This window comes from Pseudomonas sp. W2Aug9 (genome assembly GCF_023127755.1).
In the GTDB taxonomy this organism is placed as follows: domain Bacteria; phylum Pseudomonadota; class Gammaproteobacteria; order Pseudomonadales; family Pseudomonadaceae; genus Aquipseudomonas; species Aquipseudomonas synxantha_A.
The window spans coordinates 280,645-297,344 of record NZ_SPKL01000020.1 but is presented as its reverse complement, the minus strand read 5'-3'; the positions used below and the strand labels follow the sequence as shown (position 1 = coordinate 297,344).

At 60.7% G+C, this 16,700-nt stretch carries 13 protein-coding genes; 12 read left to right on the top strand and 1 reads right to left on the bottom strand.

Annotation, left to right across the window (positions count from 1 at the left end; translation table 11 throughout):
- Positions 1–388 precede the first annotated feature (388 nt).
- The 10 genes from hutU (at position 389) to hutG (ending at position 13,220) form a co-directional block, all read left to right on the top strand.
- Positions 389–2,059, top strand: a complete 1,671-nt coding sequence (gene hutU, locus E3O56_RS14965; protein ID WP_032878345.1) for a urocanate hydratase — start codon at positions 389–391, stop codon at positions 2,057–2,059.
- Positions 2,060–2,199: 140 nt separating this feature from the next.
- Positions 2,200–3,645: a cytosine permease gene (locus E3O56_RS14960; RefSeq protein ID WP_248128479.1), complete on the top strand. Its 1,446-nt coding sequence runs from the start codon at positions 2,200–2,202 to the stop codon at positions 3,643–3,645.
- A gap of 69 nt (positions 3,646–3,714) precedes the next feature.
- Positions 3,715–4,680, top strand: coding sequence for an ABC transporter substrate-binding protein (locus E3O56_RS14955; RefSeq protein ID WP_148853046.1), 966 nt, complete (start codon positions 3,715–3,717; stop codon positions 4,678–4,680).
- A gap of 71 nt (positions 4,681–4,751) precedes the next feature.
- Positions 4,752–5,603 (top strand): proline/glycine betaine ABC transporter permease, encoded by an 852-nt coding sequence (locus E3O56_RS14950; protein WP_032878340.1) that lies wholly within the window; start codon positions 4,752–4,754, stop codon positions 5,601–5,603.
- The gene (locus tag E3O56_RS14945) at positions 5,600–6,424 is read left to right on the top strand and encodes a glycine betaine/L-proline ABC transporter ATP-binding protein (protein ID WP_050549364.1); all 825 of its coding nucleotides are present in this window, start codon (positions 5,600–5,602) and stop codon (positions 6,422–6,424) included. Before E3O56_RS14950 ends, E3O56_RS14945 begins: the two co-directional genes overlap by 4 nt.
- Positions 6,425–6,545: 121 nt before the next feature.
- Positions 6,546–8,054, top strand: coding sequence for a histidine ammonia-lyase (gene hutH, locus E3O56_RS14940; RefSeq protein ID WP_032878339.1), 1,509 nt, complete (start codon positions 6,546–6,548; stop codon positions 8,052–8,054).
- Positions 8,055–8,086: 32 nt separating this feature from the next.
- Positions 8,087–9,619 carry a histidine ammonia-lyase gene (gene hutH, locus E3O56_RS14935; RefSeq protein WP_005783960.1) on the top strand — a complete coding sequence of 511 codons (1,533 nt, stop codon included), beginning with the start codon at positions 8,087–8,089 and terminating at the stop codon, positions 9,617–9,619.
- A gap of 158 nt (positions 9,620–9,777) precedes the next feature.
- Entirely contained in the window at positions 9,778–11,187 is a 1,410-nt protein-coding gene (locus E3O56_RS14930) for an amino acid permease (RefSeq protein WP_032878336.1), read from the top strand.
- A 15-nt stretch (positions 11,188–11,202) separates the two neighbouring features.
- Positions 11,203–12,408, top strand: a complete 1,206-nt coding sequence (gene hutI, locus E3O56_RS14925) for an imidazolonepropionase (protein WP_032878334.1) — start codon at positions 11,203–11,205, stop codon at positions 12,406–12,408.
- Positions 12,409–12,419: 11 nt separating this feature from the next.
- Positions 12,420–13,220 carry an N-formylglutamate deformylase gene (gene hutG / locus E3O56_RS14920; protein WP_103733949.1) on the top strand — a complete coding sequence of 267 codons (801 nt, stop codon included), beginning with the start codon at positions 12,420–12,422 and terminating at the stop codon, positions 13,218–13,220.
- Positions 13,221–13,360: 140 nt separating this feature from the next.
- On the opposite strand, the gene E3O56_RS14915 is transcribed toward hutG, so the two are convergent.
- The gene (locus tag E3O56_RS14915; protein ID WP_158254342.1) at positions 13,361–14,746 is read right to left on the bottom strand and encodes a M10 family metallopeptidase C-terminal domain-containing protein; all 1,386 of its coding nucleotides are present in this window, start codon (positions 14,744–14,746) and stop codon (positions 13,361–13,363) included.
- 290 nt (positions 14,747–15,036) lie between these two features.
- Here E3O56_RS14915 and pip point away from each other — a divergent pair, with 290 nt between their 5' ends.
- Positions 15,037–16,008, top strand: a complete 972-nt coding sequence (pip, locus tag E3O56_RS14910) for a prolyl aminopeptidase (protein WP_005783969.1) — start codon at positions 15,037–15,039, stop codon at positions 16,006–16,008.
- On the top strand, positions 16,005–16,442 hold the full coding sequence (gene dtd / locus E3O56_RS14905) for a D-aminoacyl-tRNA deacylase (protein ID WP_005783971.1): 438 nt from the start codon (positions 16,005–16,007) through the stop codon (positions 16,440–16,442). Before pip ends, dtd begins: the two co-directional genes overlap by 4 nt.
- Positions 16,443–16,700 lie beyond the last annotated feature (258 nt).

The following is a 16,700-nucleotide window of genomic DNA, read 5'->3' as shown; positions in this document are numbered from 1 at the left end:
TGCCTGCGATAGCGGTGTATCAGCCTAGGATGTGCTGACTGACACACTGCTATCGCAGGCAAGCCAGCTCCCACATTTGTTTTTGCATTGTTCACAAAATCTGTTTCCAACCCGCGCACCAATTTGTTACCGAATGCCCCAGCGTGATGCAAAGCTTCGCTGCCGTGACAAATTCCCCTTGCTGCAAAAAACCTCCGTAAGAAATTTCATCAAGCGTTGAAGCCTTGATTTACAAGGCTCGCACGCCCCGTGCAAAAAAATCCCAACCACTCCCGGCTAAAGTTGGCCGCTCGATTGCATATGCTTGTACATACAAGTAAAGATGTGTGCGTAAGAGCTTCCTTCGCACCATCCATGTTCGCGCATCGATCGCCGAGGAGTCCTAGCAGTGACCAAGTCTACAAAATACCGTGACGTCGAAATCCGCGCCGCCCGCGGTAACAAGCTCACCGCCAAAAGCTGGCTGACCGAAGCGCCGCTGCGCATGTTGATGAACAACCTCGACCCACAAGTGGCCGAGAACCCCAAGGAACTCGTGGTTTACGGCGGTATTGGCCGTGCGGCGCGCAACTGGGAATGTTACGACCAGATTGTCGAGAGCCTCACCCATTTGAACGATGACGAAACCCTGCTGGTGCAGTCCGGCAAGCCGGTCGGCGTGTTCAAGACCCACAGCAACGCCCCGCGCGTACTGATCGCCAACTCCAACCTGGTACCACACTGGGCCAGTTGGGAGCACTTCAACGAACTGGATGCCAAGGGCCTGGCCATGTACGGCCAGATGACCGCCGGCAGCTGGATCTACATCGGTAGCCAAGGCATCGTCCAGGGCACCTATGAAACGTTCGTCGAAGCTGGCCGTCAGCACTACGATTCAAACCTTCAGGGCCGTTGGGTCCTCACCGCTGGCCTCGGCGGCATGGGCGGCGCGCAACCGTTGGCCGCGACACTGGCCGGCGCCTGCTCGCTGAATATCGAGTGCCAACAGGTCAGCATCGACTTCCGTCTGGCCAGCCGCTATGTCGACGAACAAGCCACCGACCTCGATGACGCCCTGGCGCGCATCGCCAAGTACACCAAGGAAGGCAAGGCCATTTCCATCGCCCTGCTGGGCAACGCCGCCGAAATTCTGCCGGAGCTGGTCAAGCGTGGCGTGCGCCCGGACATGGTCACCGACCAGACCAGCGCCCACGACCCGCTCAACGGCTACCTGCCGGCCGGCTGGACCTGGGACGAATACCGCGCCCGCGCCAAAACCGAGCCGGCTGCCGTGATCAAGGCCGCCAAGCAGTCCATGGCCGTGCACGTCAAGGCCATGCTGGAATTCCAGAAGCAAGGCATCCCAACCTTCGACTACGGCAATAACATCCGCCAGATGGCCCAGGAAGAGGGCGTGGAAAATGCCTTCGACTTCCCGGGTTTCGTACCGGCCTACATCCGCCCGCTGTTCTGCCGTGGCATTGGCCCGTTCCGCTGGGCGGCGCTGTCTGGCGACCCGCAAGACATCTACAAGACCGACGCCAAAGTCAAAGAGTTGATCCCGGACGACGCCCACCTGCACAACTGGCTGGACATGGCCCGCGAGCGCATCAGCTTCCAGGGCCTGCCGGCACGTATCTGCTGGGTCGGCCTGGGCCAGCGCGCCAAGCTCGGCCTGGCTTTCAACGAAATGGTACGCAGCGGCGAGCTGTCCGCCCCTGTGGTGATCGGTCGTGACCACCTGGACTCCGGTTCCGTATCCAGCCCGAACCGCGAAACCGAGGCCATGCAGGACGGTTCCGATGCCGTGTCCGACTGGCCGCTCCTCAACGCCTTGCTCAACACCGCCAGCGGCGCGACCTGGGTCTCGCTGCACCACGGTGGTGGCGTGGGCATGGGCTTCTCTCAGCACTCAGGCATGGTGATCGTCTGCGACGGTACCGATGAAGCGGCCGAGCGGATTGCGCGGGTGCTGCATAACGACCCGGCGACAGGGGTGATGCGTCATGCCGATGCCGGTTATCAGATTGCTATCGATTGCGCCAAAGAGCAGGGCCTCAACCTGCCGATGATCAAGTGACCCATGTGGGAGGGGGCTTGCCCCCGATAGCGGCGGGTCAGTCATCTGATCTGTTGGCTGATACACCGCAATCGGGGGCAAGCCCCCTCCCACATTGGATCGGCGGCAACCCCAAGACAATCCATCAGAGGTTGAACAACATGGCTGCAAACGACACCACCCCGTTGATCGAAAGGCGCTCGATCGACTACATCCCGGAAGCGGAAAGACACGGTCGTCTATTGAGCCAGTTCACCCTATGGATGGGTGCCAACCTGCAGATCACCGCGATTGTCACTGGGGCCCTGGCCGTGGTGCTGGGTGGTGATGTGTTCTGGTCGTTGATCGGCCTGCTGGTCGGTCAACTGATCGGTGGCGGGGTCATGGCGCTGCATGCGGCGCAAGGCCCCAAGCTTGGTTTGCCGCAGATGATCTCCAGCCGGGTGCAGTTCGGTGTGTATGGTGCGGCTATCCCGATCGTACTGGTGTGCTTGATGTACCTGGGTTTTACCGCCACCGGCACCGTGCTGTCGGGGCAGGCGCTGGGCCAGTTGTTCGGGGTCAGCGACAGCGTCGGTATCCTGATTTTCGCCAGTGTCATTGTGCTGGTCACCGTGCTGGGTTATCGGGTGATCCATTTCATTGGCCGTGTCGCCAGCGTCATTGGCGTGATTGCCTTTGTGTATCTGTTCAGCCGCCTGATGAGCCAGACCGACGTGGGCGCGCTCCTGCAAATCCGACATTTCAGCTGGAGCAGTTTTCTTTTGGCCGTGTCGCTTGCGGCCTCCTGGCAGATCGCTTTCGGCCCCTATGTGGCGGACTATTCGCGTTACCTGCCGAGCAACACGTCGTCGGTGAAAACCTTTTTCGCCGCTGGCGCGGGTTCGGTCATCGGCGCGCAGGTGGCAATGGTACTCGGCGTGTTCGCTGCGGCCATGTCCAATGGCCAATTTGCCGGGCATGAAGTGGCCTACATCGTTGGCTTGAGCGGCACGGGGGCCACCGCTGCATTGCTGTACTTCAGCGTCGCGTTCGGCAAGGTCACCATCTCCACGCTCAACTCCTACGGCAGCTTCATGTGCATTGCGACCATCATCAGCGGCTTTCGTGGTCGCCTGGAGGTCACGCGTGTGCAGCGCCTGGTGTTCGTGCTCGCCATCGTCGGTACGGCAACCCTGATCGCCTTGCTCGGCCAGCACTCGTTCCTCGGTGCGTTCAAGTCGTTCATCCTGTTCCTGCTGGCGTTTTTCACGCCCTGGAGCGCGATCAACCTGGTGGATTACTACTGCATCACCCGCGAGCGCTATGACGTGCCGGCACTGGCCGACCCGAACGGTCGCTATGGCCGCTGGAACCTCTTGGGTATCAGTGTCTATGTCTTCGGCGTGCTGGTGCAGTTGCCGTTCATCTCGACCAAGTTCTACACCGGCCCTTTGGTGGCCGCGCTGGGTAACGTGGACATCTCCTGGATCATCGGCCTGGTACTGCCGGCGGCCCTGTATTACGTGTGTGCGAAAAAATGGCACGGCACGGTACCCGATCACCTGATCCTGCCGACAGAGCAGGGCGCTTTACCCACAACAAACGGGCTGGCTGCACAAGCCTGATGGGACGTGGACAGGGCAGGACGCCTACTGACTGCCGTAATCCATTTCATGATTGGGAGCGTCACAACAATGACTATGAATAAGACCTTGCTGGCTACCTTGTTCTCAGCGGGCTTGCTGGCAAGCGCCGGCGCCCAGGCGGCCGGTTGGTGCGAATCCGGCAAGCCGGTGAAATTCGCCGGCCTGAATTGGGAAAGTGGCATGTTGCTCACCGACATCCTGCAAACCGTGCTGGAAAAAGGCTACGACTGCAAAACCGACAGCCTGCCAGGCAACTCCATCACCATGGAAAACGCCTTGGGTAGCAACGACATCCAGGTCTTCGCCGAAGAGTGGGTAGGCCGCAGCGAAGTCTGGAACAAGGCCGAGAAGGCCGGCAAAGTCGTCGGTGTAGGTGCCCCGGTGGTCGGCGCGGTGGAAGGCTGGTACGTGCCGCGTTATGTGATCGAGGGCGACGCCAAGCGCAAGCTGGAAGCCAAGGCCCCGGACCTGAAAAACATCGCCGACCTGGCCAAATACGCCTCGGTGTTCAAGGATCAGGAAGAGCCCTCCAAGGGCCGTTTCTACAACTGCCCGGCCGGCTGGACCTGTGAGCTGGACAACAGCGAAATGCTCAAGAGCTACGGCCTGGAAAGCACCTACACCAACTTCCGCCCAGGCACCGGCCCGGCGCTGGATGCGGCGGTGCTGTCGAGCTACAAGCGCGGCGAGCCGATCCTGTTCTACTACTGGTCGCCGACACCGCTGATGGGCCAGGTCGACCTGGTCAAACTGGAAGAAAAGCCCGGTGTGGATAAAAGCGTAAGCATCAAGGTCGGTCTGTCCAAGACCTTCCACGAACAAGCGCCAGAACTGGTGGCCGTGCTGGAAAAGGTCAACCTGCCCATCGACCTGCTCAACCAGAACCTCGGCCGCATGGCCAAGGAGCGAATCGAGTCGCCGAAACTGGCGAAAATTTTCCTCAAGGAACATCCTGAAGTCTGGCACGCCTGGGTGAGCGACGACGCAGCCAAGAAAATCGAAGCGGCCTTGTAGGTCAAGTGTGCACGGCTACCCTCAGGGGTGGCCGGGCGGCTGGCCACAACCCACTGGATCGAGAGCACGATATGTTTCCTGAGAGTTTTACGTTTTCCATCGCCGACTGGGTCAACGGTTGGGTGGACTCGCTGGTCACCAACTACGGCGATGTGTTCCGGCACATCTCCGACACCCTGCTATGGGCCATCGTCAACCTGGAAGGCCTGCTCCGCATGGCGCCCTGGTGGCTGATGCTGGCCATTGTCGGGGGCATCGCCTGGCACGCCACGCGCAAGCTGGTGACCACAGCGGTGATCGTCGGTTTGCTGTTCCTGGTGGGCGCGGTTGGCCTGTGGGACAAGCTGATGCAAACCCTGGCACTGATGATGGTCGCCACGGTGATCTCGGTGCTGATCGGCATTCCCCTGGGCATCCTGTCGGCGCGCAGCAATCGCCTGCGTTCGGTGCTGATGCCGCTGCTGGACATCATGCAGACCATGCCCAGCTTCGTGTACCTGATCCCGGTGCTGATGTTGTTCGGCCTGGGCAAGGTGCCGGCGATTTTCGCCACGGTGATCTACGCCGCGCCGCCGCTGATTCGCCTGACGGACCTGGGCATTCGCCAGGTCGATGGCGAGGTCATGGAAGCCATCAACGCCTTTGGCGCCAACCGCTGGCAGCAACTGTTCGGCGTGCAACTGCCGCTGGCGCTGCCGAGCATCATGGCCGGGATCAACCAGACCACCATGATGGCGCTGTCGATGGTGGTAATCGCCTCGATGATCGGCGCCCGCGGCTTGGGTGAAGACGTGCTCGTCGGCATCCAGACCCTCAACGTCGGCCGTGGCCTGGAAGCCGGGCTGGCGATCGTGATTCTCGCAGTGGTCATCGACCGCATTACCCAGGCTTATGGCCGCCCACGGCATGAGGCGAGCAAATGACGACTGTCAGCAAAATCGAAGTAAAGAACGTCTTCAAGATCTTCGGCGCCCGTTCCAAGGACGCCCTGGCGATGGTCGGCCAGGGCAAGACCAAGGATCAGGTACTGGCCGAGACCGGTTGCGTGGTCGGCGTGAACGATCTGTCCCTGAGCATCGGCACGGGTGAGATCTTCGTGATCATGGGCCTGTCAGGTTCCGGCAAGTCCACGCTGGTGCGCCACTTCAACCGCCTGATCGATCCCACCAGCGGCGCGATCCTGGTGGACGGCGAAGACATCCTGCAACTGGACATGGAAGCCCTGCGCCAATTCCGTCGCCACAAGATCAGCATGGTGTTCCAGAGCTTCGGCCTGTTGCCCCACAAGAGCGTGCTCGACAACGTCGCCTACGGCCTCAAAGTGCGCGGTGAAACCAAGCAGGTATGCGCTGAGCGCGCCCTGCACTGGATTGAAACCGTGGGGCTCAAGGGCTACGAAAGCAAATACCCACACCAGCTTTCCGGCGGTATGCGCCAGCGAGTGGGCCTGGCCCGCGCCTTGGCCGCAGACACCGACATCATCCTGATGGACGAAGCCTTCAGCGCCCTCGACCCGCTGATCCGCGCCGAAATGCAGGACCAGTTGCTCGAGCTGCAAAAGACCCTGCACAAGACCATCGTGTTTATCACCCATGACCTCGACGAAGCCGTGCGCATTGGTAACCGCATTGCGATCCTCAAGGACGGCAAGTTGATCCAGGTCGGCACGCCGCGGGAGATTTTGCATTCGCCGGCGGACGAGTATGTGGATCGGTTTGTTCAGCGGCGGGCGGCGGTGGTCTGACGGACGCCATCGCAGGCAAGCCAGCTCCCACATTTGATTGGGTTCACACAGTTCAAATGTGGGAGCCGGGCTTGCCCGCGATGAGGCCGCCAAAGGTTTAGAGAATATGAAGAGGTCAACGATGTCCCAGGCAACCAAAATCATCATCGCCGACGCCCCGATGCGCTGGCAGGACGTCGCCGCCGTTGCTCGCCACGGCGCAGTGCTCGAACTCTCGGGTCACGCCTGGGCGCGCATCGACAATGCCCAGGCCATCGTGCAGCGCATCGTCGCCAGCGGCGAGCGCGCCTATGGTGTGAACACCGGCCTGGGCGCGTTGTGCAATGTGTCGCTTGAGGGCGGGCAACTGAGCCAACTGTCGCGCAATACGCTGCTCAGCCATGCCTGCGGCGTCGGCCCGGTGCTCAGCGACGAGCAGACCCGCGCGATCATGTGCGCGGCAATCATCAACTACAGCCACGGTAAATCCGGCCTGCACCCGCAGGTGGTGCACGCGTTGCTGGCGCTGCTCAATCACGGCATCACGCCGCAAGTGCCATCCCAGGGTTCGGTGGGGTATTTGACCCACATGGCCCATGTCGGTGTGGCCTTGCTCGGCATCGGCAATGTGAGTTACCGCGGCCGGATCGTCACGGCGCAATACGCGTTGCAGGCTGAAGGCTTGCAGCCCGTGGTACTCGGTGCCAAGGATGGCCTGTGCCTGGTCAACGGCACGCCGTGCATGACCGGCCTGAGTTGCCTGGCCCTGGCCGACGCGCACCACCTGTTGCAATGGGCCGACGTGATCGGCGCCATGAGTTTCGAAGCCCAGCGCGGCCAGATCGATGCCTTCGACGAAGAAATCATCGCCCTCAAGCCGCACCCGGGTATGCAGCAAGTGGGCAGCAACCTGCGTGCGTTGCTCGACGGCAGTGAGGTGATCGCCAGCAGCAAAGGTATCCGCACCCAGGACGCCTTGAGCATTCGCTCGATCCCGCAGATCCACGGCGCGGCCCGCGATCAGGTGGAGCACGCCACGCGCCAGATCGAGACCGAACTCAACAGCGCCACCGACAACCCTTTGGTGCTCGGCACGCCGGTCAGCTACCGCGTGGTCTCCCAGGCCAACCCCCACGGCCAGTCCGTGGCGCTGGCGGCCGACATGCTCGCCATCGCCATGGCCGAAATCGGCTCGGTGGCCGAGCGCCGCCTGGATCGCCTGATCAATCCGCACGTCAGCGGCTTGCCGGCCTTTCTGGTCAGCAACCCCGGGGTCAACTCCGGGATGATGATCGTGCAGTACGTCGCCGCGTCCTTGTGCGGGCAAAACCGCCAGTTGGCGCAACCGGCGGTGCTCGACAACTTCGTCACCTCGGGCCTGCAGGAAGACCACCTGAGCATGGGCACCAACGCCGCGCTCAAGCTGCACCAGGTATTGGCCAACGTCACCCAGATTCTTGCCATCGAATACTTGCTGGCGGCCCAGGCGTTCGAGTTCCTCAAGGACCAGCGCTTGGGCGCCGGTACCGACCACGCCTGGCGCTTGCTGCGCGAAGTGGTCCCCGCTTACGAGCAGGACCGCTGGCTGGCGCCGGATATTGCCGCCGCTGCCCAGTTGCTTAAAGACACTGCGTTACCGAATTTGCACTGAACACTTAAGAATAATTCACAAGGAGAACGAATGTGACTGCGCTAAACCTGATTCCAGGCCAACTGAGCCTCGCCCAACTGCGTGCCATCTACCAGCAGCCGGTAACCCTCAGCCTGGATGACAGCGCCTCGGCCCAGATCGAAGCCAGCGTTGCCTGCGTGGAGCAGATCCTCGCCGAGAACCGCACCGCCTATGGCATCAACACCGGTTTTGGCCTGTTGGCCTCGACCCGTATCGCCAGTGAAGACCTGGAAAACCTCCAGCGTTCACTGGTGCTGTCTCATGCTGCCGGCGTCGGTGAGCCGATCAGCGATGCGCTGGTGCGGCTGGTCATGGTGCTCAAGGTCAACAGCCTGAGCCGTGGTTTCTCCGGGATCCGCCGCCAGGTGATCGACGCGCTGATCGCGCTGATCAACGCCCAGGTGTACCCGCACATTCCGCTCAAGGGTTCGGTCGGTGCATCCGGTGACCTGGCGCCATTGGCGCATATGTCCCTGGTGCTGCTCGGCGAAGGCAAGGCGCGCTACAAAGGCGAATGGCTGGACGCGACCGCAGCGCTGAAAGTGGCTGGCCTCACGCCGCTGACCCTCGCGGCCAAAGAGGGCCTGGCGCTGCTCAACGGCACTCAGGTGTCCACCGCTTATGCGTTGCGCGGCCTGTTCGAAGGCGAAGACCTGTTCGCCGGTGCCCTTGCCTGCGGCGGCCTCACCGTAGAAGCCGTACTGGGTTCGCGCTCGCCGTTCGATGCGCGTATTCATGCGGCACGTGGCCAGCGTGGGCAGATCGATGCGGCTGCGGCCTATCGTGACCTGCTGGGCGAAAGCAGCCAGGTCTCGCAGTCGCACCAGAACTGCGACAAGGTGCAAGACCCTTACTCCCTGCGTTGCCAGCCACAGGTCATGGGTGCGTGCCTGACCCAGTTCCGCCAGGCTGCCGAAGTGCTGGTGGTGGAAGCCAACGCGGTGTCGGATAACCCACTGGTATTTGCCGCCGAAGGCGATGTGATTTCCGGTGGCAACTTCCACGCCGAACCGGTGGCCATGGCCGCCGATAACATGGCCCTGGCGATTGCCGAAATAGGCTCCCTGAGCGAGCGGCGCATCTCGCTGATGATGGACAAGCACATGTCGCAACTGCCGCCGTTCCTGGTAGGCAATGGTGGGGTGAACTCCGGTTTCATGATCGCCCAGGTCACTGCCGCTGCGCTTGCCAGCGAGAACAAGGCACTGGCCCATCCCCATAGCGTCGACAGCCTGCCGACCTCGGCGAACCAGGAAGACCACGTGTCCATGGCCCCGGCTGCGGGCAAGCGCCTGTGGGAAATGGCCGAGAACACCCGTGGCATCCTCGCGGTGGAATGGCTGGCAGCGTGCCAGGGCCTGGATTTGCGCGACGGCCTGAAGACCTCGCCGAAACTTGAAAAAGCCCGCGGCATCCTGCGCGATAAGGTGGCGTTCTATGACAAGGATCGCTTCTTCGCCCCAGACATCAACGCCGCCAGCGAACTGCTCGCCACCCGCTGCCTGAATGAGCTGGTACCGGCCAAGTTGCTGCCGAGCCTTTAAGCTCACCGGTACCCAATGTGGGAGCTGGCTTGCCTGCGATAGCGGTGTGTCTGCGCCAGATGGGCTGGCTGGAAGTCCGCCATCGCAGGCAAGCCAGCTCCCACATTGATTTTCGCCAGATTCAGATTTTCTCGGGATAAGAATAATAGGGAAGAGAAATGCACCAGCCAGAAAAAGGTTTGAAACGCGGGCTCAACGCCCGACATATTCGCTTCATGGCACTCGGTTCCGCGATCGGCACCGGGCTGTTCTATGGTTCTGCCTCCGCTATCCAGATGGCCGGCCCCGCCGTGCTGCTGGCTTACCTCATCGGCGGCGCCGCCGTGTTCATGGTGATGCGCGCCCTCGGTGAAATGGCCGTGCACAACCCGGTGTCCGGCTCGTTCGGCCACTACGCCAGCACCTACCTGGGGCCCATGGCGGGGTTTATCCTCGGCTGGACCTACGCCTTTGAAATGATCATCGTCTGCCTGGCCGACGTCACCGCGTTCGGCATCTACATGGGCTTCTGGTTTCCCGAGGTAGCCCGTTGGGTCTGGGTGCTGGGCATTGTGTTTTTGATCGGCGGCCTGAACCTGTGCAACGTCAAGGTCTTTGGCGAAATGGAGTTCTGGCTGTCGTTGCTCAAGGTCGGCGCCATCGTGGCGATGATCCTCGGCGGTTTCGGCATCATGCTGTTCGGCATTCACTCGGCGGGTGAAACCCAGGCTAGCGGCCTGAGCAACCTGTGGGCGCACGGCGGCTTCATGCCCAACGGCATTGGTGGCTTGATCGCCTCGTTTGCGGTGGTGATGTTTGCGTTCGGCGGTATCGAAATCATCGGCATCACTGCCGGTGAAGCCAAGGACCCGCAGCGAGTGATCCCCAAGGCGATCAACGCGGTACCGCTGCGTATCCTGTTGTTCTACGTGCTGACCCTGTTCGTGCTGATGGCGATCTACCCGTGGCCGCAAATTGGCAGCCAGGGCAGCCCGTTCGTGCAGATCTTCAGTAACCTGGGGATAGGCTCGGCGGCGACCATTCTCAATATCGTGGTGATCTCGGCGGCGGTCTCGGCCATCAACAGCGACATCTTCGGCGCCGGTCGCATGATGTACGGCCTGGCCCAGCAAGGTCAGGCGCCCAAGGGCTTTGCGCAGTTGTCCAAACAAGGCGTGCCGTGGATGACCGTGGTGGTGATGGGCGCCGCGTTGCTCGGCGGCGTGGTGCTCAACTACCTGATCCCGGAAAACGTCTTCCTGCTGATCGCTTCGATCGCCACCTTTGCCACCGTGTGGGTCTGGCTGATGATCCTGTTTACCCAGGTCGCCATGCGTCGCTCGATGACCAGGGAGCAGGTCGCCGAACTGAAATTCCCGGTGCCGTTCTGGCCCTATGCGCCGGCAGCGGCCATTGTGTTCATGCTGTTTGTGTTTGGTGTGCTCGGTTACTTCCCGGACACCCAGGCGGCCTTGATGGTCGGCGCTGTGTGGATCGTGCTGCTGATCGTCGCGTACCTGCTGTGGGTCAAGCCCGCTGCCGGGCAAGCGGCCAAGGTCCATTACGAACAGGCTTTGTCTCATCGATAACTTAGGGAGGCGTTGATGAAAACCCTTTGGCAACACTGCCACGTCGCAACCATGGCCCAAGGCAAATACTCGATTATCGAGGATGCCGCCATGGTGACAGCGGGCTCGCTGATCGAGTGGATCGGCCCGCGCAGCCAGGCACCTACGGCCGATTACGCCCAGGTGCATGACCTGCAAGGCGCGTGGGTCACCCCCGGGCTGATCGACTGCCACACCCATACCGTGTTTGGTGGCAATCGCAGCGGCGAATTCGAGCAGCGCCTCGAAGGCGTCAGCTACGCCGAGATCGCGGCCAAGGGCGGCGGGATTGCCAGTACCGTGCGTGCCACGCGTGCAGCCACGGAAGATCAATTGTTCCTGAGCGCTGAAAAACGTCTGCGCAGCCTTTTGCGTGACGGCGTGACTACCGTGGAGATCAAGTCCGGCTACGGCCTGGATCTGCCCAACGAGCGCAAGATGCTGCGCGTGGCCCGGCGCCTGGGTGAAGCGCTGCCGGTCAGCGTGCGCGCCACGTGCCTGGCCGCTCACGCGCTGCCGCCGGAGTACAAGGACCGCGCCGATGACTACATTGAGCACATCTGCAATGAGATGCTGCCGGCGCTGGCCGCAGAGGGCCTGGTGGATGCGGTGGATGCCTTCTGTGAATACCTGGCGTTTTCCCCCGAACAGGTCGAGCGCGTGTTCAAGGTTGCCCACCAGCTTGGCTTGCCGGTAAAGCTGCACGCCGAGCAACTCTCATCGCTGCACGGTTCCAGCCTGGCGGCGCGCTATCACGCGTTGTCGGCCGACCATCTTGAGTTCATGACTGAAGAAGATGCCATCGCCATGGCCGCTGCCGGCACGGTCGCCGTGTTGCTGCCGGGCGCTTTTTACTTCCTGCGCGAAACCCAGTTGCCGCCCATGGAGGCCCTGCGCAAGCACGGCGTGAAGATCGCCATCGCCAGCGACCTCAACCCCGGCACTTCCCCTGCGTTGTCGGTGCGTCTGATGCTGAACATGGCCTGCACCCTGTTCCGCATGACTCCCGAAGAAGCCTTGGCCGGTGCCACGCAACACGCCGCCACCGCGTTGGGCATGGGCGACACCCATGGCTCCCTGGAAGCGGGCAAGGTCGCTGACTTTGTCGCCTGGCAGATTGATCGCCCCGCTGACCTGGCCTACTGGCTGGGCGGCGAGCTGGATAAACGCGTTGTGCGCCACGGCGCCGACGTCACTGTGTAAGGAGTGGTGTGGTGGATAAGGTTCTGACATTCAAACAAGGCCGCGTACCGCTGCTGATCAGCATGCCCCACGCCGGCGTGCGCCTGACGCCTGCGGTCGAGGCCGGGTTGATCCCCCAAGCGCAAAGCCTGCCGGACACCGACTGGCATATTCCGCTGCTGTATGACTTTGCCGAAGAACTGGGCGCCAGCACCCTGGCGGCGGAGTACTCGCGGTTTGTCATCGACTTGAACCGGCCTTCCGACAACAAGCCGCTCTATGCCGGCGCTACCACTGGCCTGTACCCGGAGACGCTGTTCGATGGTGTGCCCTTGTTCCGCGAGGGGCTGGAGCCGAACGAGACCGAGCGCGCCAGTTACTTGCAGAAAATTTGGGGCCCATATCACCGCACGCTGCAGGAGGAACTGGCACGGCTCAAGGCCGAATTCGGCTACGCGTTGCTGTTCGATGCGCACTCGATCCGCTCGGTGATCCCGCACCTGTTCGACGGCAAGCTGCCGGACTTCAACCTCGGCACCTTCAACGGCGCTGCCTGTGATCCCGAGTTGGCCAGCCAACTGGAGGCCATCTGCGCCGGGCATCCGCGGTACAGCCATGTGTTGAACGGGCGCTTCAAGGGCGGGCATATCACCCGTCACTACGGCAACCCCGCGCAGGATATTCATGCGGTGCAGTTGGAGTTGGGGCAATGCACTTATATGGAAGAGGTTGAGCCGTTTCGGTATCGGGCGGATTTGGCTGAGCCGACGCGGGAGGTATTGAAGCAGTTGTTGCAAGGTTGTTTGGCCTGGGGGAAAAAGCAGTACGGCTGAAATCGCCACCGCAAGCCAGTCGCGCCTGCTGATCGTTGCCGGCCTGTGGATGACTGCTGTGATCGGTGGCTCGGCCAGGAATCGACAGCAGCGCTGAGGAGGCGGGCGGTGTTGCTAAGAGTTGCACGCGCGTTTGACCGTCACTGGACAATATCGCTTTGTTTCAGGTCGCCGTGCACCTTCACCTCCAGTGGCTGACCTTGGCCATCGAAGACCCGCAGTGTGCTGATGTTCTTGTGTGGGTCGTAGGATATGGAGGCGTCGCCTTTTTGCATCTGCGCCGATTTGCCATCGACAAATCGCAACGGGGCGTCTCCGATTTTACTGCGTATGCCCGACACATCGACCTTGTCCTTGCCGCTTTCAAAATCCATGATTTCGTCGGTTCCATCCACGCTGTTCGATTCAGTCCAACTACCATAAACATAGGTGTCGGCACCTTTTCCGCCCCACAGTTTATCCGCGCCTCTGCCACCATCAATAATGTCGTCGCCATCACCACCCTTGAGTATGTTGTCGGCGTCGTTACCGATTATCAGGTCATTGCCTTTGCCACCAATCGCGTTTTCGATGATGACGCCCCGGGCAATAGAGAGGTTTCGATCGCGGCCATTGGCATTGGTGAAGGTGCCAGGCGTCAGGTTGATCTTTTGGTTTTTCTGATAGCCGGATAAATCCAGTGTGTCGTTGCCGCCGCTATCCCAAAGGGTACCTCTGAGCTCATCCTTGTCGGACTTGAGCTTGAGGAAGTTTCGGTTGGCGTTGGAGTTGAAGCCGTAGACGGTGTCCTCTTTGCGAGTATTGTGGTTCACACCGTACCGGGTCTGTATGGCGGTGATGTCATCCTGTAGGGGGGACTTCGCAACCGAGCCATGCTGGTATTTGCTCATAATGGTGTGGGAACGGGAATCTTCCACATAACCGAGTTTTTGCTGTTCATATTTTGTTCCGTAGTTGCCTCCTGGATGCTTCAAGCCAAGCGTGTGGCCGACTTCATGGATCAGAGTCGTCATACCGCTCGGGCCTGCACTTTCTTTTTCTGTGGTCCAGACATGCGCCGTTAGCCTGTCTTTCGTCGGCGGCAAGGCGTGGGGGTTGAAAGGGGTGTACTGACCTTTGTCATTCAGTCTGGTTTTGAAGTTGCCGAAGTTGATATGACCTTCGCTTTGTTCATTTCTCGGCCCTTCTACAAATTTCACGTTTGTCACATCTTCCCAGAGCTTGAGTGCCTCGCGGGTTTTGGCTTTGTTTGCTTCGGACACATCAGTCACGCCTTGGTAACTGTCATGTTGCCCTTCAGGTTTATCGGAGCCGGGGGTAAATGAATAGGTGATGGTGATGACGCCATCGCCGTTCTTATCCTTCCAGATCGGATTCGGGCTTATCAGTCGCGCAGTGGCTTCCTCTGCGGTCTTGGACTTCAGGCCGTTGATTTCGATGTGCCCGCCACGATCATCACGACGCCTGAACTGTTCAACTTGTTGATATGTGGCACTTCCTTGCGGGGGAAGTCTGCTGATCGACATGGGATTCTCTATTCAAAGTTGGCGAGCTCTGAGCTTGGCGATGTCGAATCCAGTCGCAATTAAGAGTTTTCCGCAGTAGTGAGATGTCTTGCTCGCTGATTTGTAGGAAAGGGCAGTGACGCAATTGCAGCAACTCGACGATAACGTGCTGCATTACCTGAGCAGCGAAGGGCTGACACAGGTCTAAGCGCTCAATGACATGCTCATTGCACAATTCGGGTTTATGATGCGAGACGGCAAAATAATAGACGTCCCCCCAGGGATGAACCCGACACCCTACGGAGCGCGCAATGCAGACTTGGTACCCGCAGATCAAACCCTACGCCCGGCATGATCTGGCAGTCGATGACACCCACACGCTGTATGTCGATGAAAGTGGCTCTCCCGAGGGCTTGCCCGTCGTGTTCATCCACGGGGGGCCAGGTGCCGGTTGCGACGCCCAGAGCCGCTGCTATTTCGATCCGAACCTCTACCACATCGTCACCTTCGACCAGCGTGGCTGCGGGCGCTCCACCCCCCGCGCCAACCTTGAGAACAACACCACCTGGGATCTGGTCGCCGACCTTGAGCGCATCCGCGAGCACCTAGGCATCGACAAATGGGTGCTGTTCGGCGGCTCCTGGGGTTCAACCCTGGCCCTGGCCTACGCACAAACCCATCCAGAGCGTGTGCTTGGCCTGATTGTGCGCGGCATCTTCCTGGCCCGCCCGCAGGATATTCACTGGTTCTACCAAGAGGGCGCGAGCCGTCTTTTCCCGGACTACTGGCAGGACTACCTGGCGCCAATCCCGGTGGAAGAACGCCACGACATGATTGCCGCCTACCACAAGCGCCTCACCGGCAACGACCAGATCGCCCAGATGCATGCGGCCAAAGCCTGGTCGGGTTGGGAAGGGCGCATGCTCGGCCTGTGCCCGAGCCCGCAGCATGTGGAGCGTTTTTCCGAACCGCAACGCGCGCTGTCCATTGCGCGTATCGAGTGCCATTACTTCACCAACAACTCCTTCCTGGAGCCCAACCAGCTGATTCGCGATATGCACAAGATCGCCCATCTGCCGGGCATCATCATCCATGGTCGCTACGACATGATCTGCCCGCTGGATAACGCCTGGGAGCTGCATCAGGCCTGGCCCAACAGTGAGTTGCAGGTGATTCGCGAGGCTGGCCATGCCGCGTCTGAGCCGGGCATCACCGACGCGCTGGTGCGCGCCACCGGCGAGATGGCACGGCGCCTGCTTGATCTGCCGCCTGAAGAAGCATGAAGGGCCTGTTGCAGCGGGTGCGTGGCGCCCGCGTCGAAGTAGCCGGTGAGGTCGTGGGGGCGATTGACCAAGGTTTGCTGGTGCTGGTCGCCGTCGAACCTACAGATACGCCCGAGAGCGCCGACAAACTGCTGCACAAGCTGCTTAACTACCGGGTGTTCAGTGACGCCGAGGGCAAGATGAACCTCTCGCTCAAGGATATCGGCGGCGGGTTGCTGCTGGTGTCGCAGTTCACCCTGGCGGCGGACACGAAGAGCGGGCTGCGGCCAAGCTTCTCCACCGCTGCCCCTCCGGCTTTGGGAGCGGCGCTTTTTGAGCACTTGTTGTTACAAGCGCAACAATTGCATGGCAAGGTGGCATCAGGGCGTTTTGGCGCTGATATGCAGGTGCATTTGGTCAATGATGGCCCTGTGACCTTTCTCTTACAGACATGAATGTATGAAAAACGACTTTAATGCCTAAAAACGCAGGTTTTCGCTACAAATACTTCGCTGTCCCTGATGCGTTGTCTCGCGGGCTACTAGATAATCGCGCGCTACGGGGATCAGCGTTGTTTGGTCCATTTTTGACTTAGGTAGAGCCTTGTCCGATAGCCTTTGGGGAATCATTTTGCCTTGGGGGAGTCGGAACATTGCTCGCCAACCTGGCATATAGATAGCTGGCCGTTGGTTTTTTGATCTGTTTTCGGCGAG